Source organism: Cellulomonas gelida, assembly GCF_006538725.1.
In the GTDB taxonomy this organism is placed as follows: Bacteria; Actinomycetota; Actinomycetes; order Actinomycetales; family Cellulomonadaceae; genus Cellulomonas; species Cellulomonas gelida.
The window spans coordinates 15261-35999 of record NZ_BJLQ01000023.1; the positions used below are offsets into that span (position 1 = coordinate 15261).

At 72.1% G+C, this 20739-nt stretch carries 15 protein-coding genes; 9 read left to right on the forward strand and 6 right to left on the reverse strand.

The genetic code is table 11. The features are described 5' to 3' along the window. Positions 1 to 56 precede the first annotated feature (56 nt). The 3 genes from CGE01nite_RS11065 to CGE01nite_RS11075 all read left to right on the forward strand — a co-directional run bounded on the left by CGE01nite_RS11065 (position 57) and on the right by CGE01nite_RS11075 (position 7009). Positions 57 to 803: an MIP/aquaporin family protein gene (locus tag CGE01nite_RS11065; protein ID WP_048342714.1), complete on the forward strand. Its 747-nt coding sequence runs from the start codon at positions 57 to 59 to the stop codon at positions 801 to 803. 46 nt (positions 804 to 849) lie between these two features. Then, entirely contained in the window at positions 850 to 2373 is a 1524-nt protein-coding gene (gene glpK / locus CGE01nite_RS11070) for a glycerol kinase GlpK (RefSeq protein ID WP_141370939.1), read from the forward strand. Positions 2374 to 2590: 217 nt separating this feature from the next. Continuing rightward, on the forward strand, positions 2591 to 7009 hold the full coding sequence (locus tag CGE01nite_RS11075; RefSeq protein ID WP_141370941.1) for a fibronectin type III domain-containing protein: 4419 nt from the start codon (positions 2591 to 2593) through the stop codon (positions 7007 to 7009). A 62-nt stretch (positions 7010 to 7071) separates the two neighbouring features. On the opposite strand, the gene CGE01nite_RS11080 is transcribed toward CGE01nite_RS11075, so the two are convergent. Then, positions 7072 to 8118: a glycoside hydrolase family 43 protein gene (locus tag CGE01nite_RS11080; protein WP_141370943.1), complete on the reverse strand. Its 1047-nt coding sequence runs from the start codon at positions 8116 to 8118 to the stop codon at positions 7072 to 7074. Positions 8119 to 8241: 123 nt separating this feature from the next. On the opposite strand from CGE01nite_RS11080, the gene CGE01nite_RS11085 reads away from it, so the two are divergent. Then, positions 8242 to 9033, forward strand: coding sequence for an exodeoxyribonuclease III (locus CGE01nite_RS11085; RefSeq protein WP_141370945.1), 792 nt, complete (start codon positions 8242 to 8244; stop codon positions 9031 to 9033). Positions 9034 to 9039: 6 nt separating this feature from the next. On the opposite strand, the gene CGE01nite_RS11090 is transcribed toward CGE01nite_RS11085, so the two are convergent. The 4 genes from CGE01nite_RS11090 to clpB all read right to left on the reverse strand — a co-directional run bounded on the left by CGE01nite_RS11090 (position 9040) and on the right by clpB (position 14524). Beyond that, positions 9040 to 10083, reverse strand: a complete 1044-nt coding sequence (locus CGE01nite_RS11090; protein WP_141370947.1) for a Gfo/Idh/MocA family protein — start codon at positions 10081 to 10083, stop codon at positions 9040 to 9042. A gap of 617 nt (positions 10084 to 10700) precedes the next feature. Then, a complete protein-coding gene (locus CGE01nite_RS11095) occupies positions 10701 to 11117 on the reverse strand; it encodes a hypothetical protein (protein ID WP_141370949.1) in 417 nt (138 codons plus the stop codon). Next, positions 11110 to 11475 carry a CPBP family intramembrane glutamic endopeptidase gene (locus tag CGE01nite_RS17550; protein WP_141370951.1) on the reverse strand — a complete coding sequence of 122 codons (366 nt, stop codon included), beginning with the start codon at positions 11473 to 11475 and terminating at the stop codon, positions 11110 to 11112. The genes CGE01nite_RS11095 and CGE01nite_RS17550 overlap by 8 nt, the downstream gene beginning before the upstream one ends. Positions 11476 to 11935: 460 nt before the next feature. Next, positions 11936 to 14524 (reverse strand): ATP-dependent chaperone ClpB, encoded by a 2589-nt coding sequence (gene clpB / locus CGE01nite_RS11105; RefSeq protein ID WP_218022620.1) that lies wholly within the window; start codon positions 14522 to 14524, stop codon positions 11936 to 11938. 359 nt (positions 14525 to 14883) lie between these two features. On the opposite strand from clpB, the gene CGE01nite_RS11110 reads away from it, so the two are divergent. Next, positions 14884 to 16146 carry a cellulose binding domain-containing protein gene (locus CGE01nite_RS11110; protein WP_141370955.1) on the forward strand — a complete coding sequence of 421 codons (1263 nt, stop codon included), beginning with the start codon at positions 14884 to 14886 and terminating at the stop codon, positions 16144 to 16146. 202 nt (positions 16147 to 16348) lie between these two features. On the opposite strand, the gene CGE01nite_RS11115 is transcribed toward CGE01nite_RS11110, so the two are convergent. Continuing rightward, entirely contained in the window at positions 16349 to 17185 is an 837-nt protein-coding gene (locus CGE01nite_RS11115; protein ID WP_141370957.1) for an alpha/beta fold hydrolase, read from the reverse strand. 119 nt (positions 17186 to 17304) lie between these two features. Here CGE01nite_RS11115 and CGE01nite_RS11120 point away from each other — a divergent pair, with 119 nt between their 5' ends. The 4 genes from CGE01nite_RS11120 to CGE01nite_RS11135 all read left to right on the forward strand — a co-directional run bounded on the left by CGE01nite_RS11120 (position 17305) and on the right by CGE01nite_RS11135 (position 20738). Further along, the gene (locus tag CGE01nite_RS11120) at positions 17305 to 17904 is read left to right on the forward strand and encodes a TetR/AcrR family transcriptional regulator (RefSeq protein ID WP_048342702.1); all 600 of its coding nucleotides are present in this window, start codon (positions 17305 to 17307) and stop codon (positions 17902 to 17904) included. 112 nt (positions 17905 to 18016) lie between these two features. Then, entirely contained in the window at positions 18017 to 18670 is a 654-nt protein-coding gene (locus CGE01nite_RS11125) for a histidine phosphatase family protein (RefSeq protein WP_141370959.1), read from the forward strand. Positions 18671 to 18783: 113 nt separating this feature from the next. After that, positions 18784 to 19812 carry an alpha/beta hydrolase gene (locus CGE01nite_RS11130; RefSeq protein WP_141370961.1) on the forward strand — a complete coding sequence of 343 codons (1029 nt, stop codon included), beginning with the start codon at positions 18784 to 18786 and terminating at the stop codon, positions 19810 to 19812. 2 nt (positions 19813 to 19814) lie between these two features. Further along, entirely contained in the window at positions 19815 to 20738 is a 924-nt protein-coding gene (locus CGE01nite_RS11135) for a YhjD/YihY/BrkB family envelope integrity protein (RefSeq protein WP_048342700.1), read from the forward strand. The last annotated feature ends 1 nt before the right edge of the window (position 20739 follow it).

Sequence of the window (20739 nt, forward strand, 5' to 3'; positions counted from 1 at the left end):
CCCGACGCGCGGGAGCACGTGACAACGAAGTCCGTCTGCCAGAAGTGAGGACCCCCATGGACGTCTCGCTCATGCAAGTGTTCGTCTCCGAGGTCATCGGTACCACGCTGCTGCTGCTGCTGGGTGCCGGGGTGGTCGCGAACGTGATCCTCCCCAAGACGAAGGGTTTCAACGGCGGTTGGCTCCTCATCAACTTCGGATGGGGCCTCGCCGTCTTCGCCGGTGTCTACGGCGCGTACAAGTCCGGCGCACACCTGAACTTCGCCGTGACGATGGGCCTGCTCGCCAACGACGCGGGTGAGTACGCGCCCGGTGTCGCGATCACGTTCGCCTCGACGATGGTCTACCTCGCGGGCGAGATGCTCGGTGCCTTCCTCGGTGCCGTGCTCGCGTTCCTCGCGTACAAGAAGCACTTCGACGAGGACGCCGACCCCGCCACCAAGCTCGCGGTCTTCTCGACCGGCCCCGCGGTGCGCAGCTACGCGTGGAACTTCGTGACGGAGGTGCTCGGCACGTTCGTGCTCGTGTACGTGATCCTCATGTTCGGCAAGACCCCGGCCCAGCTCGGGCCGCTCGCGGTCGCCCTGCTCGTGGTCGGTATCGGCGCGAGCCTCGGTGGCCCCACCGGGTACGCGATCAACCCGAACCGTGACCTCGGCCCGCGCATCGCGCACGCCGTGCTCCCGATCAAGGGCAAGGGCTCGAGCGACTGGTCGTACGCGTGGGTGCCGGTCCTCGGCCCCATCGTCGGCGGTGTGCTCGCGGGCCTGCTCGCCTCCTGGTCGCTGACCTACCTCGGCTGACCGCTACCGACGACCAACCCCCGACACGACGAGGTGAAGGAAGCAGATGTCTGACACGAAGTACGTCATGGCGATCGACCAGGGAACGACGAGCACGCGCGCGATCATCTTCGACCAGCACGCGAACATCATCGCGACCGGCCAGAAGGAGCACGAGCAGATCTTCCCCAAGGCGGGCTGGGTCGAGCACGACGCCGCGGAGATCTGGGTCAACGTCCGCGAGGTGGTCGGCCAGGCCCTGGGGCGCGCGAGCCTGCAGAACGGCGACATCGCCGCGGTCGGCATCACCAACCAGCGCGAGACCGCGGTGGTGTGGGACAAGCGCACGGGCGAGCCGGTGTACAACGCGATCGTCTGGCAGGACACGCGCACGCAGAAGATCTGCGACGAGCTCGGCGCGCTCGGGGGCGGTGCGGAGCGCTACAAGGACCGGGTGGGCCTGCCCCTGGCGACCTACTTCTCCGGCCCGAAGATCCGCTGGATCCTCGACAACGTCGAGGGCGCCCGCGAGAAGGCCGAGGCGGGTCACCTCGCGTTCGGCAACACCGACGCGTGGGTCCTGTGGAACATGACGGGCGGGCCTGACGGCGGCGTGCACGTCACGGACGTCACCAACGCGTCGCGCACGATGCTCATGAACCTCGACTCCCTGTCGTGGAACGAGGAGATCGCGGGCGAGATGGGCATCCCGATGTCGATGCTCCCGGAGATCCGCTCGTCGTCCGAGGTCTACGGGCAGGGCCGCGAGAAGGGCCTGCTCGCGGGCATGCCGATCGCGGGGATCCTCGGCGACCAGCAGGCCGCGACGTTCGGGCAGGCGTGCTTCGAGGTGGGGCACGCGAAGAACACGTACGGCACGGGCAACTTCATGCTCATCAACACCGGCACGTCGCCGGTGCCGAGCAAGAACGGCCTGCTGACCACCGTCTGCTACAAGATCGGCGACAAGGACGCGGTGTACGCGCTCGAGGGGTCGATCGCCGTCACCGGGTCGCTGGTCCAGTGGCTGCGGGACAACCTCGGGATCATCTCGTCGGCGCCGGAGATCGAGACGCTCGCGGCGAGCGTCGAGGACAACGGCGGCGCGTACTTCGTGCCGGCGTTCTCCGGGCTGTTCGCGCCGTACTGGCGGTCCGACGCCCGCGGAGCGCTCGTCGGGCTCACGCGGTACGTCAACAAGGGGCACATCGCTCGCGCGGCCCTCGAGGCCACGGCGTTCCAGACCCGCGAGGTGCTGGACGCGATGAACGCAGACTCGGGCGTCGACCTCACCGAGCTCAAGGTCGACGGCGGCATGATCGCCAACGAGGCGCTCATGCAGTTCCAGGCCGACATCCTCGGCGTGGACGTCGTGCGGCCGAAGATCGCCGAGACCACCGCGCTGGGTGCGGCCTACGCGGCCGGTATCGCGGTCGGCTACTGGTCGGGCGAGCAGGACGTCATCGACAACTGGGCCGAGGACAAGCGCTGGACCCCGCAGATGGACACCGACGAGCGCGACCGTCAGTACCGCCTGTGGAAGAAGGCCGTCACGAAGACGTTCGACTGGGTCGACGACGACGTGAAGTAGTCGACCGCCTCACGAAGGCGGAGGGCCGGGACGCAAGGCGTCCCGGCCCTCTGTCGTGGCACGCGCGTTCCGCCATCTGAGACGCCGCTCGGACGTACCGCCGTAACCCGGTCACCCGGGACTTACGTCCGCACTCGACGCTCAAGGTGCAGGTCAGAGCGTCGATACCCGACGCAGGCGCCAGGCGTGGGCGTCCATGTCGACGTGAGGAGCGCTCATGCGCGCGCGCAAGATCGCGGCCACCACCGCGGTGGCACTGACCACAGCAACCGCGTGGGTCGCGGCACCGGCCGCCGCCGCGACCGGCTCCGAGCTGACCGCGGCGGTGCTCTCGCCCACGACGCGCGCACTCGTGACGAGCTCGAACCTCACGTCGCCGGACGCGACCGCGACGGCCGTGCGCACGGACGCGCTCGCGGGCTTCCCCAGCCGCGCAGGAGGCTCGTACGCCGTGCTGGCCACCGGCGCGGCGAGCCACCTCGGCAACCCGCAGTACACCCCCGGCGAGTTCGGGTCGTCGTCGGCGGGCACGCGGGGCGCCGCAGCGTACGACGTGACGACGCTCGAGGTGAGGCTCGACGTCCCCGCGACGGCCAACTGCATGCTCGGCGTGACCTTCCGCTTCCTGACCGACGAGGCCCCCGGGGATCTGTACAACGACGGCTTCATCGCCGAGGTCGGCCAGAGCACGTGGCAGATCTCCGGCTCCACCATCAACGCGCCGAACAACTTCGCGTTCGACTCGGCGGGCAAGGTCGTCTCCGTCAACTCGGGGCTGTTCTCGAACCAGGCCGCCGCTGTCGCCGAGGCCGCCGGCACGTCCTACGCCTTCGCGAGCCCCCGCCTCACGGCCCAGGTGCCGCTGACCCCCGGGACGCAGCAGTCGCTGTTCTTCAGCATCTTCGACGCCGGCGACGCCTCGGTCGACTCGGCCGTGATGATCGACAACCTGCGCATCGGGACCGTCGCCGACCCCGCCACCGAGTGCGTGCGGGGAGCCACGGTCAGAGGGCCCGAGGACCTCGTGTCCGCGGTCGCGCCGACGACGGTCGACCTGTCCGGCACCGCGGACGACACGTACACGATCCCGACGACCGACGGCGTCGTGTACTCGGTCGACGGTGCCGTGAAGCCCGCCGGCACGTACCCGGGCACGGGAACGGTCGTCGTGACCGCGACCGCAGCGTCCGGCTTCGCGCTCTCCGGACCGACGCAGTTCACGCTGCAGTTCTCGTCGGCGGCGCACGTCACGGCCACGGAGCCGACGTGGACGGACACGTGGGGCACGCAGGACGACACCTACACGATCCCGTCGGTCACCGGCGTGCAGTACTCCGTGGGCGGCAGCCCCGTCGCCGCCGGCACCCACCCCGCGACCGGCACCGTGACCGTCACCGCCTCGGCCGCGAGCAGCGCCTACGTGCTCAACGGTGCGACCGAGTTCAGCCACACGTTCACCGACGTCCGCCAGGCCACCGCCTCCGAGCCCACCTGGACCGACACGTGGGGCACGCAGGACGACACCTACACGATCCCGTCCGTCACCGGCGTGCAGTACTCCGTGGGTGGCAACCCCGTCGCCGCCGGTACCCACCCTGCCACCGGGACGGTCACGGTCGACGCAGCCGCCGTGCCCGGATACGTCCTGACGGGCCCGGCGCAGTTCACGCACACGTTCACCGACATCCGGCAGGTCACCGCCGTCGAGCCGACCTGGATCGACCCGCTGGGGACGGCCGACGACCGGGTGGTGATCCCGTCGGTCCCCGGCGTCCGGTACTACAGCAACGGCTACGTGGTCAGCGCGGGCACGTACATGATCGCCTCGGGCACCGCCGAGCTCAGCATCACGGTGCAGGCCACGTCCGGCTACGTCCTGGTCGGCCCCACCGCGTTCACGTACACGTACACGAACGGCCAGCAGGTCAGCGCGACCGCACCCTCGGTCCACGACCCGTACGGCACCGACGAGGACGCCTACACGATCCCGTCGACCGCAGGCGTCGAGTACCTGATCGACGGCGAGGTGGTTCCGGCGGGCACCTACTCCGTGTCCACGCCCACGACCTTCACGGTCACCGCACGGCCCCTGCGCGGCAACGAGCTGACCGGTCCGTCGACGTGGGAGCTGGCGACCACCGACATCCGCCTCGCGACGGCGGTGGAGCCCACCTGGAACGACGGGTACGGCACCGACGACGACACGTACGTCATCCCGGACGTCACCGGCGTGCAGTACTCGGTCGGCGGCAGCCCCGTGGCTGCGGGCCCGCACCCCGCCGCAGGCGAGGTCACGGTCACCGCGACCGCCACCACGGGCTACGTGCTGTCCGGACCGTCGCAGTTCACGTACACGTTCACCGACATCCGCCTGGTGACCGCGACCGCGCCCACGTGGGCCGACGCGTACGGCACCCAGGACGACACGGTCACGATCCCGTCCGTCGAGGGCGTGCAGTACTCCCTCGACGGTGACCCGGTCGACGCCGGCGTCGCCCACGGGGTCGGGACGGTCGTCGTGACCGCCGCCGCGACCGCGGGCTACGAGCTGACCGGCGCGTCGCAGTTCACGTTCACGTTCACCGACATCCGGCTGGTGACCGCGACCGCGCCGACGTTCGCCGACCCGTGGGGCACCGAGGACGACACGGTGACGATCCCCACCCTCGAGGGCGTGCAGTACGCGATCGACGGCTCGACCGCGGCGGCCGGCGAGCACCCCGCCGCGGGCACGGTCGTCGTGACCGCGGCCCCGCAGGCGGGCTACGAGCTGACCGGCCCGACCCAGTGGACGTTCGCGTTCACCGACATCCGCCTGGTCACGGCGTCCGCACCGACGCAGTCGGACCCGTACGGCACCGAGGACGACACGTACACGATCCCGTCGGTCACGGGCGTGCAGTACTCGGTCGGCGGCGAGGTCGTCGCACCGGGCACGTACCCGGGCTCCGGCACGGTCGTCGTCACGGCGACCGCCACCGCGGGTCACGCCTTGTCCGGGGTGTCGCAGTTCACGCTCGTGTTCACGAACATCGTCCTCGCGACGCCCGTCGCGCCGACCTGGACCGACGTGGACGGCACCGCGTCCGACACGTACACGATCCCCGCGGTCGACGGGGTCGTGTACACGGTCGGCGGCGGGGTCGTCGCGCCGGGCACGCACCCGGCCTCCGGCACGGTCACGGTCGTCGCGACCGCCGCGCCGGGCTACGAGCTCACCGGCACGACGGTGTTCTCGCACGCGTTCACGGACCTCACCCACGTGAGCGCGCTCGCGCCGACGACGCGCGACGAGCCCGGCACGGCACGTGACCGCGTCACGATCCCGGCGGTCGCGGGCGTGACGTACCTGCTCGACGGCACGACGATCCCGGCCGGCTCGCACGCGCTCACGGGCGACCTCGTCGTCACCGCGCAGGCGGCGGACGCCCGCCACGTGCTCGTCGGCACGTCGCGGTTCGAGCTGCACCTGTCCGACGCGGACGTGCCCGGTCAGCCCGTCGTCTCGGCGACGGCCGGCTCGGGCTCGGTCGACCTGACGTGGCCCGTGCCCGCGGGCGCACCCACCGGGTACGACGTCCAGAAGTCGTTCGACGGCAAGACCTGGACGGCGGCCGCGAGCACGACCCGACCGAGTGCGACGGTCGCGGGCCTCGACGACGGTCGCACCGTGGCGTTCCGGGTCCGGGCGGTCAACGGGCTCGGCGCCGGCGCGTGGAGCACCTCCGTCACGGCGACGCCGGTCAGCCTGCCCGGTGCTCCGACGATCACCGCGGTCGAGTCGGGCAACCGCACGCTGCAGGTCACGTTCGACGCCCCCGCCTCGGACGGCGGCGCGGCGGTCGAGCGGTACGAGTACACACGCGACGGCGGCGCGACCTGGACCGCGGCCGACGGCTCCCCGGTCGAGCTGACCGGGCTCGTGAACGGGACCGAGTACGTCGTGCAGGTGCGCGCCGTGACCGTCGTCGGCACCGGCCCCGCGAGCGCGCGGGCCACCGGGACGCCGCGTCCGGCACCTGTCCAGGTGCCCGGCGAGGACGGCTCGCCGGCGCGCCCGCGGGTCGACCCCGGCGTGGTGCGGGGCTGGGTCGGCGACGAGACGACGCCGCTCGTCGTCGGTGTCCGGGACGGCCGGCGCACGGTCTCCGGACCCGGCTTCGACGTGGTGCTCGGCGGCTCCGACGCGGCGGGCGTGCAGCTCCCGGTGGACCCCGAGGGCCGGATCATCGTCGGTGCGGGCGGCTTCGTCGATGTCGCCGGCTCGGGCTTCGCGCCGGGTGAGCAGGTCGACGTGTGGCTGTTCTCGACGCCGGTCCTGCTCGGCACCGTCGCGGTCGACGCCGACGGCGCGTTCGACGACCGCCTGGCCCTCCCGCTGGGCGTCCTGCCTGGCGTGCACACGCTGCAGCTCAACGGCGCGCGCGCCGACGGCGAGCTCGTGAGCATCGCCGCCGGGATCGTCGTGCGGGCGGCGGCCGACGAGCCGGTGGCCCCCGGGGCGTCGCGGCCGGAGGACGACACGCTCGCGGTCACCGGTACGTCGACCGGTCCCGGCGCGCTGCTGGCGCTCTGGCTGCTCGTCGTGGGCGGTGGCGCGGTGATCGTCGCGCGGCGCCGCACGCGTCAGCGCTGACGCACCGACGCACGCAAGGGCCGCCGCGGACCAGTCCGTGGCGGCCCTTGCGTCGTGCGCCGTCAGCCGTGGGCGAGGCGCATCGACCCGTCGTCGTCGACCTCGAGCCGGGCCATCCGCACGCTGCGCAGGTGGTCGCGCCCGGAGCGCTCGGCGTCGTGGTACAGCAGGTACCACTCGCCGCCCCACTCGACGATCGACCCGTGCGTGGTCCAGCCGGTGACGGGACCGAGCAGCACGCCGCTGTAGGTGTACGGCCCGTACGGCGAGTCGCCCGTCGCGTAGACGAGCTGGTGCGAGTCGCCGTTGGAGTACATGAAGACGTAGCGACCCGCGACCTTCGCGATCCAGGCACCCTCGAAGAACCGGTTGACGTCACGCGCCGCGAGCGGTCGGCCCTCGTCGTCGACCAGCACGACGGGACGCGTCGGCTCGGCCAGGGAGAGCAGGTCGTCGGACAGGCGCGCGATGCGCGGGGCGAGGGCGGGCTCGTCGAGCGCCGGGTACGCGTCGACGCCCGTGTACTCGTCGTCGCGCCAGCGCTGCAGCTGGCCGCCGAGGATGCCGCCGGTGACGAGGTACGACGAGCCGTCGTCGTCGGTGAACACCGCGGGGTCGATGCTGTACGCGCCCGCGATCGGCTCGGGCTGCGCCTCGAACGGCCCGCCGGGGTGCGCGGAGGTGGCGACGCCGATGCGGAACACGCCCTCGTGGTCCTTGGCGGGGAAGAACAGGTAGTAGGTGTCGCCGCGGCGTGCGGCGTCCGGCGCCCAGAGCTGCCGGGAGGCCCAGGGCACGTCCTCGACGGCGAGAGCGACCCCGTGGTCGACGACCTCGCTGTCGAGGCTCGCGAGCGACAGCACGTGGTAGTCGCGCATGTCGTAGTGGCTGCCCTCGTCGTCCGCGGCGGCGCCGGTGTCCTCGTCGTGCGAGGGGTAGATCCACAGCGTGCCGTCCCAGACGTGCCCCGAGGGGTCGGCGGTCCAGATGCCGTCGACCAACGGGCCGGCGAGCGCTGCCGGTTCCTCGCCGTGGTCGAGCGGGGCGACGAGCCGACCGTCGTGCGTCGTCGTCGGGGTGGCGACCGCCGTGGCACCGCGAGCGTGCATGCGCCCATCTCCTCAGTTTCGTGCTGGTTGCCGAAACTCTAGCGGTCGAGTATCGCTCTGTGTGCAGGACGTCTCATGGGACCTCGCGCGGGTATGTCCGTGTGCGCCGGTAGCCTGCCCGCCATGCGCGTCGCCACCTGGAACATCAACTCGATCCGTGCCCGGACCGAACGCGCGGTGTCGTTCCTGGAGCGCAGCGGTGTCGACGTGCTCGCGCTGCAGGAGACCAAGTGCAAGGACGAGCAGTTCCCGCACGGGGCGTTCGAGGCGCTCGGCTACGAGGTCGCGCACGTCGGCTACAGCCAGTGGAACGGCGTGGCCGTGGTGTCCCGAGTCGGGATCGACGACGTCGAGATCGGTTTCCCTGGCATGCCGACGTGGGGCGACCCCGCGGCCGCCGAGGCGCGCGCGATCGGCGTGACCGCGGGCGGCGTGCGCGTGTGGAGCCTGTACGTGCCGAACGGTCGCGAGATCGACGACCCGCACTACGTCTACAAGCTCGACTGGCTCGCGCGGCTGCGCGAGGCCGCGGCCGGCTGGCTCGCGGCCGACCCCGCCGCGCAGATCGCGCTCGTCGGCGACTGGAACATCGCCCCGCTCGACACCGACGTGTGGGACCCCGCGTGGTTCGCCGGCCGCACGCACGTGACCCCCGCCGAGCGCGAGGCGTTCACGGCGATCGCCGAGGTCGGCTACACCGAGGTCTCGCGCGTGCACCTGCCCGCCGAGCACACCTACACGTACTGGGACTACCAGCAGCTGCGCTTCCCCAAGAACAAGGGCATGCGCATCGACCTCACCTACGCCTCCCCGGCGCTGGCCGCGCGCGTCACAGGCGTGACGATCGAGCGCGACGAGCGCAAGGGCAAGCAGCCGTCCGACCACGTGCCCGTCGTGCTCGACCTGGCGGACTGACCCGAGTCACTCCCCCGGGTAGACCACCCCGAGGCGGCGGCGGATCTCGTCGGCCGTCTCCAGGACCGTGACCACCTCGTCCAGCGGGTGCAGCGGCGACTCGGTCAGGCCGGCCCCGACGTAGCGCGCGAGCGCCGCGGCCTGGAAGCACAGCCCGTCGAGGTCCTCGATGCGGTTGTCGTCCCACGTCGCCGTCTCGTCGCCCACGTGCAGGTGCACGCTCGTCGGGCCGCGGAACTGCGGACCCGTGGCGACCCAGCCCGCCTCACCGTGCACGCGCGCCTCGTCGTCCGCGGGCGTCAGCATCGAGGTGAACAGCTGGGCCTGCAGGCCCGGGTACGCGACCTGGAACGCGACCTGCGCGTCGACGCCCGTCGGCGCGAGCGAGCCCATGACCTGCAGGTCCGTGGGCGTGGTCGGCAGACCGATCGTCGTCGCGACGAACGAGGCGAACGACAGCGGGTAGATCCCGATGTCGAGCAGCACCCCGCCCGCGAGCGCCGGGTCCATCAGCCGGTGCGTGTCCGGCACGACCGTGCGCGTCGCGAACGAGCCCGTGACCCAGCGCGGCTGACCGATCACGCCGTCCTCGAGCACCTGGCGCAGCACGTCGATGTGCGGCAGGTATCGCGTCCACATGGCCTCCATCGCGAAGACCCCCGCCGCACGCGCCGCCTCGACGATCAGGCGTGCCTCGGCCGCGTTGCGCGCCATGGGCTTCTCGACGAGCACGTGCTTGCCCGCCGCGATCGCCGCGAGCGCCTGTGCCGGGTGGTGGCTGTGCGGGCTGGCGACGTACACGACGTCGACCTCGGGATCGTTCACGAGCTCGTCGTACGACGACAGCGCGCGCTCGACCCCGAACTCGTCGGCGAACGCCTGCGCACGCGACGCGTCCCGGCTCGCGACCGCGACCACGCGCTGGTTCGTGTGCCGGTTCAGCGACCCGACGAAGTGCCCCGCGATCCACCCGGGCGCCAGCACCCCCCACCGCAGCACGGGCGCATCACGCGGGTCGGGAAACCGGGGCTCAGGCAGTCGCAGCGTCACGCCCACACTCTCGCACGCGCCCAGGTCACGACGGTCCGGCGTCCCGGGCGCGGTTGCCGGTGCGCGGCCCGACGAACCGCCTAGCGAGGGACGCGGCCACCGCGCAAACCACGCTCGCCTCGTCGTCCTGACCACGGTGCACCGTGCCCACGGCGCCGACGCACGCGCGTCGAGTGCGCCGCACGGGGCGGAGCACGGCCTGTGGAGAACACAGGACGGCGTCGCTACCGTCCGGCCTCATGCTGACCGACCGGGACCCCACGCCAGAAGCACCCCCCATCCTCTCGGCGCGGTCGGCGGCGATTGCGCGACAGCTTGATCGCCCTTGCCGTCCTCATGGTCCGGGCACCCCTGGGCTGTCGCACCCCCGATGCTCGGGTCAGTGTCACGACGCCGAACCGCACGTCCTGGTCGGCAGTGGGCCCGTGCAGCACGAACCGGCCGCACGCGCGCAACCGACCCGTGGGAGGAGCGGCGCCGCCTGCTCGACGCACGACCGCCAGGATCGCTGTCGCGGCCCGGGCGCACCAGGAGGCGCTCGACCGGCGGTCAGTCGGGATCACTGACCCTCGGTCAGACGCCCGTCGTCGAGCACCTGCAGCAGCACGTCGAACACTTCACGGGGCGGCGAACGGCCCGCCGATCCGCGCGGTCCATCGCGCCTGGTCGCCGTCCAGCCCACCGGCGAACGCGCGGTCCGGGCCTAGCGCGTAGCCGGTCGCCACCGCGAACCCGTCGTCCGCGCGACGACGGTCGCCGAACATCTCTACGGCCTCGCCCGCGACGATCCGCCGCACCACCTCGGCGACGTCACCCATGTCCCCGTCAGACGCCGCAACGAACCGAACCAGCAGCCCCGATCCCGCGATGACCCAGATCTCGTCGTCACCCCGCGCGGACAGGCGCACCGTGATCTCCGTGTCCGACGACCACACCATCGCCTCACGGTCCGCCCCGGCGCACAGATACGCCCCGAACTCTTGCGAGAGTTCGTCCACGACCGCGCGCAGGGCGGGTCCTGCAACGTCAGACATAGAGCATACCCAGGAGAACGAGATCGGCGATCGCATGGACAGCGACACACAGAAGGATACTGCCTCGACAGCAGAATCGCAGCGCGGCCATTGCGAGCCCGAAGCAAGCTGTTGCCACAACGCCAGTCCACCCGCCGGGCGTTCCGTAGAGATGAGACAGGCCAAAGCCGAGAGAGACCATAATCAACCAAGGCGCAGCAGTGGAGTCACGAGGCGCAAGCATGTCGGCCATTCCGGCCCGCCAGAGGAGCTCCTCAAAGAGACTGTTGACGGCACCATACTGGCCGGTCGTCTTGTTCGACACACACGCCAGGCTTTGCCGCGCTGCCCACACGAGTAGCCCGTGGAGTAGCCACATTTGCACACGGGCGAGCCAACGGAACCAAGGCTCGCACGGTCGACCGTGGCGACTCTGGCGGGACGTGGTTTTTCGGAACGAAGGCGATGGGCATTACCTCGGGCTTTGGAAAGAATGAGGGCCTGTTCAGCGGGATCGGTTCCCTAAATCTGCTGGCCGCTGGCATCGGGCTCCTCATTTGGGCCGCCGTCGGTCCCGACGCGCACGTGACGAGCGACCAGGTGACGCTGGGTCCGGGGAGGGCTTACGCGATGGGAGAGCCCGCGGTGTTCGGACGCGAGAACGTCGACGGCGTCGCTCCCGACGAGGTCCTCACGAGGTGCACGAGAACAAGCTCCGTCTACGGCGTCGGATAGCGCGGCGCGTCCTGCCGCGAACCTCGGGCGACGCCGATCGCACGGCGTCCGGCGCCGGGCAGTACCGCATCAGTACCGCTCGGCGCCGGGACCGGCCGGGCTGGTCAGGCGCCCGTGATGCTCAGGCCGGTGTCGTCGCGGTCGACGACGACCGTCTGGCCGTCGTGGATCTGGCCGGACAGCAGGGCGCGGGCCAGGTTGTCGCCGATCTCGCGCTGGACGAGGCGGCGCAGCGGGCGGGCGCCGTACGCCGGGTCGTAGCCCTCGATCGCGAGCCACTCGCGGGCGGCCGGGCTGACCTCGAGGGTGAGCCGGCGGTCGCGCAGGCGCTTGGCGAGCAGCTCGACCTGCAGGTCGACGATGTAGCCGATCTGCTCGAGGGACAGCGGGTCGAAGAGCACCACGTCGTCGAGCCGGTTGAGGAACTCGGGCTTGAACGACGAGCGCACCGCACCCATGACGGCCTCGCGCTTCTCGGTCTCCGAGAGCATCGGGTCGACCAGGAACTGCGAGCCGAGGTTCGACGTCAGGATGAGGATGACGTTGCGGAAGTCGACCGTGCGGCCCTGGCCGTCGGTGAGACGGCCGTCGTCGAGCACCTGCAGCAGGACGTCGAACACCTCGGGGTGCGCCTTCTCGACCTCGTCGAGCAGGACCACCGAGTACGGGCGTCGCCGCACGGCCTCGGTGAGCTGGCCGCCCTCCTCGTAGCCGACGTACCCGGGAGGGGCCCCGACGAGCCGCGCCACCGAGTGCTTCTCGGCGTACTCCGACATGTCGATGCGGACCATCGCGCGCTCGTCGTCGAACAGGAAGTCCGCGAGCGCCTTTGCGAGCTCGGTCTTGCCGACGCCCGTGGGGCCGAGGAACAGGAACGAGCCCGTGGGACGGTCCGGGTCGGAGATGCCCGCACGGGCGCGGCGCACGGCGTCGGAGACCGCGCCGACGGCCTTCTTCTGGCCGATCAGGCGCTCGCCGAGCACCTCCTCCATGCGCAGGAGCTTGGCGGTCTCGCCCTCGAGCATGCGGCCCGCGGGGATGCCGGTCCACGCCGAGACGACCTCGGCGATCTCGTCGGGCCCGACCTTCTCGGCGATCATCGGCGGGCCGTCGACGACGTCCTGCTGGCTCTCGCTCGCCTCGGCGTCGGCGATCTGCCGCTCGAGCGTGGGGATCTCGCCGTACAGGATGCGCGCGGCCTTCTCGAGGTCGCCCTCGCGCTGGAGCCGCTCGGCGTCCGAGCGCAGCGCGTCGAGGCGTGCCTTGAGGTCGCCGACGAGGTTGTGGCCGGCCTTCTCCTTCTCCCACCGCGCGTTGAGCGCCGCGAGCTCCTCGCGACGGTCCGCGAGGTCCTTGCGCAGCCGCTCGAGCCGGTCGAGCGAGGCGGGGTCGTCGGACTCGGACAGGACGACCTCCTCCATCTCGAGGCGCGTCACGGCACGCTGCAGCTCGTCGATCTCGATGGGCGAGGAGTCGAGCTCCATGCGCAGGCGCGAGGCGGCCTCGTCGACGAGGTCGATCGCCTTGTCGGGGAGCTGGCGGCCCGTGATGTACCGGTCCGACAGCGCGGCCGCAGCCACCAGGGCGGCGTCCGAGATCGTCACCTTGTGGTGCGCCTCGTAACGCTCCTTGAGCCCGCGCAGGATCGCGACCGTGTCCTCGACCGACGGCTCGCCCACGTAGACCTGCTGGAACCGCCGCTCGAGCGCGGGGTCCTTCTCGATGTGCTCGCGGTACTCGTCGAGCGTCGTCGCGCCGACCAGGCGCAGCTCGCCGCGCGCGAGCATGGGCTTGAGCATGTTGCCCGCGTCCATCGCGCCCTCGCCGCCGGCACCCGCGCCGACGACCGTGTGGAGCTCGTCGATGAACGTGACGACCTCACCCTCGGACGCGGTGATCTCCTCGAGGACGGCCTTGAACCGCTCCTCGAACTCGCCACGGTACTTGGCGCCCGCGACCATCGAGGCCAGGTCGAGCGACACGAGCTTCTTGCCGCGCAACGACTGCGGCACGTCGCCGGCGACGATGCGCTGCGCGAGCCCCTCGACGACGGCGGTCTTGCCGACGCCGGGCTCGCCGATGAGCACGGGGTTGTTCTTGGTGCGGCGCGAGAGTACCTGCACGACACGCCGGATCTCGGCGTCGCGGCCGATCACCGGGTCGAGCTTGCCCTCGGCGGCGCGCTGCGTGAGGTCGAGGCCGTACTTCTCGAGCGCCTTGTACGTGCCCTCAGGATTCGCCGAGGTCACGCGGCCGTTGCCGCGCACGGTCGGCAGCGCGGCGAGCAGCGCGTCGCGCGAGGCGCCCGCGGCGCGCAGGGCGTCGGCGACGCCGGACTGGCCCGCGGCCAGCCCGATCAGCAGGTGCTCGGTCGAGACGTAGTCGTCACCGAGCGCGCGGGCCTCGTCGTTCGCGGCGAGCAGGGCCGCGGTCGTCTGCCGCGAGGCGGGCGGCTGGGAGACCGTCGAGCCCGACGACGACGGGAGGTTGACCAGGACGCCACGCACCGAGCGACCGAGCGCTCCCCGGTCCGCGCCGACGGCGTCGAGCAGCCCGTTGGCGACGCCCCCCTCCTGCTGGAGCAAGGCGTCCAGGATGTGCGCCGGCTCGAGCTGCGGGTTGCCGGCAGCGCTCGCGGACTGGAAGGCGCTGCCGAGCGCCTCCTGCGAGCGGGTGGTGAACTTGGCGTCCACGTGACCTCCTAGCGCGAACGACTCGCGCATCGCTGATTGTGTCGTCCTCTTCGCCTCAACGCGACAAAGTTGAGTGTATTCCGCTCAACTTCATCCGCTCCACCCCGATTCGTCGCGGCGACAGCACGCGAGGGCGCCGTCGCGCACTGCCCGGTGGTCGCACCCGCGCGACGGCAGCGAGCGCCGACGGACGTGCGCGACGAGCGCGCCGAGGGGACCGAATCGATTTTCTCCATCGAAGTAGAGCCGCCTCCCTCGACACCCGACCGAGCCGTCGCGACGGTGGAGTCGCGCAGCTCTGCCCGGCGCGCCACCCGGCCGCCGACCGCGCGACGACTGACGACCTGGGAGGTTGGACGATGAGACGACTTGCACGGGCGGCATGTGCCGGCGCCGTCGCGATCGGCACGCTGCTCGCCACGGCCGTGCTGGCGATCCCGGCCTCTGCGGCCGCGGGTGGGTCCGGTCCGTACCCGGCGGACTACGAGACCTCGAGCTCGCTGGCGAACCACACCATCTACCGGCCCGCGAACCTGCCCTCGGCGAAGATGCCGATCCTGGTGTGGGGCAACGGCGCCTGCTCGGCCAACGGCACGTCCGCGTACAACTTCCTGCGCGAGATCGCCTCGCACGGGTTCCTCGTCATCTCCAACGGCGCTCCCAACGGCTCGGGCTCGACGAACTCGGCGATGCTCACCCAGTCGATCGACTGGGCCGTGGCCGAGAACGCGCGCAACGGCAGTCCCCTGCGCGACCGCCTCGACACCAGCAAGATCGCGGTCGCCGGGTTCTCGTGCGGCGGCATCGAGGCCTACGCCGTCTCCGGCGACCCGCGCGTGACGACGACGATGATCTTCAGCAGCGGCCTGCTCAACGACGGCGACGACTACCAGCTCCGGCGGCTCGACCACCCGATCGCCTACTTCATCGGCGGCTCGGGCGACATCGCCTACCCCAACGCGATGGACGACTGGGGCAAGCTCCCGTCCGGGCTCCCGGCGTTCATGGGCAACCTGCCGGTCGGCCACGGAGGGACGTACGACCAGCAGAACGGCGGGGAGTTCGGCCGTGCCGCGGTGCTGTGGGTGAAGTGGCAGCTCAAGGGCGACAACGACGCCGGGCGGGTCTTCGTCAACCAGGGCTGCGGGCTGTGCGCCAACGGCGCGCAGTGGTCGGTGCAGCGCAAGAACCTCGTCCTGACCACCCCCACCCCGACCCCCACGCCGACGCCCACGCCGACGCCCACGCCGACGCCCACTCCGACGCCCACTCCGACACCCACCGCGACTGCGACGCCCACGCCCACCTCGACGCCGACGTCGACGCCGGGCGGCGCCTGCACCGCGATCTACTCGGTCGTCAACCAGTGGCCCGGCGGCTTCGTCGCACAGGTGGACGTCAAGGCGGGCCAGGCGCTCAGCGGGTGGGTCGTGCAGGTGACGCTGGCCAACGGCGCCACGGCGAGCAACACGTGGAGCGGCGTGCAGTCCGGCCCGAGTCAGTCGCCGACCGTGCGCAACGCGCCGTGGAACGGCTCACTGGCACCGGGCCAGAGCACGAGCTTCGGGTTCCAGGGTGTCGGCACGGGCGCCGGTGCCACGGTGACCTGCCAGGCAGCCTGAGGGACTCGCCCGGGCACGCGGCCCGGTGCCGGTCGCGCGGACACGGCACCGGGCGCTGGCGCCCAGGCGCAGCAAGACGACGAGGCGCCCGACTGGGGGTCGGACGCCTCGTCGTCGGGCGCCTGCGCGCTCTGCGGGTGGACCTGGTCACGCCTGGCGTGACCTTCTCCACCCGATGCGGCGCCTGCGCTGTGGGTGGAGCTCAGCCGGCGAGGAAGTCGAGGAGGGCCTTGTTGACCTCGGCGGTGTGCGTCGTGAGCATGCCGTGCGGCGCACCCTCGATCTCGACGTAGGTCGCCGAGGGCAGCGCCTGGGCGAACCGGCGGCCCGTCGCGTCGACCGGCAGGATGCGGTCACCCGTGCCGTGCACGATCAGCGCCGGCACGTCGATCTTGGGGATGTCCGCCCGGAAGTCCGTGCCCCACGTGAGCGGCGCGGCGGCCGACGCGTACGGGCCCGAGTCCGCCGCGACGTCCCACGCGTGCCGCACCTGCTCCTCGCTGATGCGGCTGCCGAGGAACTCGTCCAGGTTGAAGAAGTCCTGGTAGAACGCGGTGAAGTAGGCGTACCGGTCCTTGCGGACGGTCGCGGCGATGTCCTCGAAGAACGAGGCCGGGGCCGCGCCGTCGGGGTTGTCGTCGGTCTTGGTGAGGTAGGGCTCGAGCGAGCCGAGGAACGCGGCCTTGGCGACGCGCGCCGAGCCGTAGGTGCCGAGGTACCGGCCGACCTCGCCGGTGCCCATCGAGAAGCCGACGAGCACGACGTCACGCAGGTCGAGCGTCTCGAGCACCGTGTTCAGGTCCGCGGCGAAGGTGTCGTAGTCGTAGCCGACCGACGGCTGGCTCGACTGGCCGAACCCGCGACGGTCGTACGTGACGACGCGGTAGCCCGCGTCGAGCAGCGCGGCCGTCTGGCCCTCCCACGAGTTGCCGTCGAGCGGGAAGCCGTGGATGAGGACGACGGGCTGACCGGTTCCCTTGTCCTCATAGTGCAGCTCGATGTCGACCGAGTTCTCCGTACCGACCTTGATGCGACCCATGATGCGCCCCTTCTCGAGTCCGGAGAACGATCGTTCTCCGCCGATGTGGACTACAGTAGAGAACGAGCGTTCTCGGCGCAAGTGCTGGGGCGGAGCAATGTTCAGGAGAGCAGTCGACGATGGCGAGCACGGCACAGGGGACGGCGGCGACGGCGCCGACGAACGACGAAGTGCGCGCGCGCATCGTCGACGCCGCGGACGCGCTGTACTACGCGCGCGGCATCCAGTCCGTCGGGATGGACGAGGTGCGCTCCGCCGCGAGCGTGTCGCTCAAGCGCCTCTACAGCGAGTTCCCCGGCAAGGAGCAGCTCGTGCTCGCGGTGCTCGCCTCGCGGCACCGGCAGTGGGAGGCCGGGCTGGCGCAGGCCGCGGCCGGGCTCGAGGACCCGCGCGCGCGGCTGCTCGCGGTGTTCGACTTCCTCGAGCAGTGGTTCGGCAACGACGCGTTCCGCGGCTGCGGGTTCATCAACGCGTTCGGCGAGCTGAGCGCGACGTCACCCGCCGTGGCCGAGGCGGCGCGTGCGCACAAGCAGTCGTTCCAGGAGTACGTCGCGCGGCTCGCGCAGGAGCTCGGCGGCGACCCGGAGCTCGGGGCCCAGCTCGCGCTGCTCGCCGAGGGCGCGCAGACGACCGCCGCCATCGCCGGGCGCCCGGACGCCGCCGTGCACGCGCGCCGCGCGGCCGAAGTGCTGATCGACGCGGCCCTCGCCCGCCGCTGACGGCCGGCGCGCCACGCGCCGGAACGTGCATCGACCCGACACCCCGCCGTCGCCGCCTCGTCATGTCCCGCGCCTAGCGTCGGCAGCGACCGATGACGACGAAAGGGCGACGATGACCCTCACACTCACGCTCGTGCGGCACGGGCGGACCCACTTCAACGCGCGCCGCGTCCTGCAGGGCCGGTGCGACTCCCCTCTCACCCGCGAGGGTCGTGCCGGCGTGCGCACCACCGCGCGGCACCTGGCCGGCACCCCGTTCACCGCGGCGTGGTCCTCGCCGTCGGGGCGCGCGATCGCCACGGCGGTCGAGCTCCTGCGACACCACGACGACCTCCGGCTGCGCACCGACGCCGACCTGCGCGAGTACCACTTCGGGATCTACGAGCGTCGGCCCGAGACGAGCCTCGACGCCGTGGTCGCGTGGCCGACGCTCGTCGGACAGGTGCTCGCCGGCACGCATCCCGGCCTGCCCGGCGGAGAGCACGCCGCAGACTTCATGGCCCGCACGACGCGCGTGTTCGGCCGGCTCGTCGAGCGGCACCTCGGCACCGACGAGCACGTGCTCGTCGTCGGCCACGGGCTCGCGCTCGGCGCCTACCTGGCCACGCTCGAGCCGATCGGTCTCGTCGCGCTGCCGAACGCCTCGGTCACCACGGTCGAGGTCGACGAGACAGGCGCAGCCCGCATCACGGCCCTGGCCCGGGACGTCGCGGGCCAGGGCCACCTCGCATCCCGCCCCGCCCCCGCCCTGGCTCCGGTGGCCTGACCCTCCCTGCCCGGTCTGAGCCGCGACCGGGTGGACTTGCGCTCGCTCAGCGAGCGGAACTCCACCCGGTCCCGCCTCCACCCGGTCCCCGCGGGAGGTGCGACGATGCCCGGATGGGCGACGACACGGGCAGCGGCGGGGGCACGACGAGCGCGGCGGGCGCGGGGCGGGCCGGCGCGGCGGTGTGGGACGACGAGCGGGCCGACCTGCTCGGGGAGCCGTGGGTCGCGCGGACGCTGCACCTGCCGCCGGATGCGGAGACGGCCCGCGAGGGCGTCGAGCCCGTGGCGACGCTCGTGCACCGGCCCGCGCGGCATCGTCGGGCCGTGCTCTACCTGCACGGCTTCGTCGACTACTTCTTCCACACCCACGTCGCGGACGCCCTCGACGCCGCCGGCTGGGACCTGTACGCGCTCGAGCTGCGGGACTACGGGCGCTCGATCCGGCCCGGCCGGCCCGCCAACCACACACGCGAGCTCGCCACGTACGCCCAGGAGATCGACGCCGCCGTGGCGCTGCTGCGCACCGACCACGACCATGTCGCCCTGCTCGGCCACTCCACGGGCGGCCTGGTCGCCGCGCTGTGGGCGCACGCGCGCCCCGGCGGGGTGGACGCGGTCGTGCTCAACTCCCCGTGGCTCGACCTGCGCGGGTCCTGGTTCGAGCGGCACGTCCTCACGCACTGCCTGGGCCCGCTGAGCAGGGTCGCGCCCGACCTCGTGCTCGGGCACATCGCGCCGCACTACGGGCGCGCGCTGCACCAGGACACGGGCGGCGAGTGGGACTTCGACCTCGCCTGGAAGCCGCACGAGGGCTTCCCCGCGCGGGCCTCGTTCGTCCGGACCATCCGGGTGGGGCACGCGCGCGTGGGCCGTGGGCTGGCGATCGCCGAGCCCGTGCTGGTGCTCACGTCCGACGCGACCGGTCCCGACGACCGCGAGCACGACGCGCTGCTGACCACCGACTCCGTGCTCGACGTCGACCACATCGCCGCGCGGGCGCCGCTGCTCGGCCCGGACGTCACGCTCGTCGTCGTGCCCGGCGGCTCGCACGACCTGGCGCTGTCCCCCAGCCCCGCCCGCGAGCGCTACGTGGCCGAGGTCGTCCGGTTCCTCGACGAGCGCGTACCGCCGCAGGGGTAGCCGTGGCGGGCGGGGTCGCGCGGGGGGCGGCAGCGGCACGGGCCTGGGGGCTGCGTCGCTGGGACGCCACGCGCGGCACCCCGACCGGTCGTCTGCTCGAGCGCATCGTGCGCGAGCTCGTCGCGATCGAGGTGTTCGACCGCGCCATGACGCTCGCCGCGCAGGCGTTCACCTCGATCGTCCCGCTCATGCTGGTGACCGCCGCGTTGCGGCCGGACGACGAGGGGGTCGGCAGCTGGGTCTCGGGCTCGCTCGGCCTGTCCGACGAGACGCGCGCCGCGCTCGCGGGCTCGGTGCCGGACTCGAGCCAGATCGCGAGCACCATCGGGATCCTGGGCATCCTCGTCGCGCTGATCTCGGCGACGTCGTTCGCGCGTGCGCTCGAGCGGGTCTACGTCCGTGTCTGGGGCGCCCGGCGTCCCGGGCTGCGCAACGCGTGGCGCTGGCTCGCGACCGTCCTGGCCGTCGCGCTCGCGACATCGATCGTCGCGTTCACGCGTGACGTGGTGACGTCGTCGTGGCGGGGCGTCACCCAGCTCGCGGTGCAGGCGCTCATCTGGTCGGCCGTGTTCACGCTCGTGCCGCAGCTGCTGCTGCGCCGCCAGCTCCCGCGCCGCCCGGTCGTGGTGACGGGTGTGCTGACGGGCGTCGCCATCGCGCTGCTCGGTCAGGCCGGGTCCGTCTACCTGCCGCTCGCGCTGACGGCCGGTGCGCGCCAGTTCGGCGTGCTGGGGCTGGTGTTCGCCTACCTCGGGTGGCTGTTCGCGCTCGCGCTCGTGGTGATCGCGTGCATGGCGATCGGGCACGCGTGCGCGTCCGACGACGGCCCCGTGGGCCGGTGGGTCCGCGGCACCGGCCCGGACGCTCGTGCGCCGACGACCGACGGCCCGCGTCCCTCGCCGACGGCTGCGGACGCCGACCTCTGAC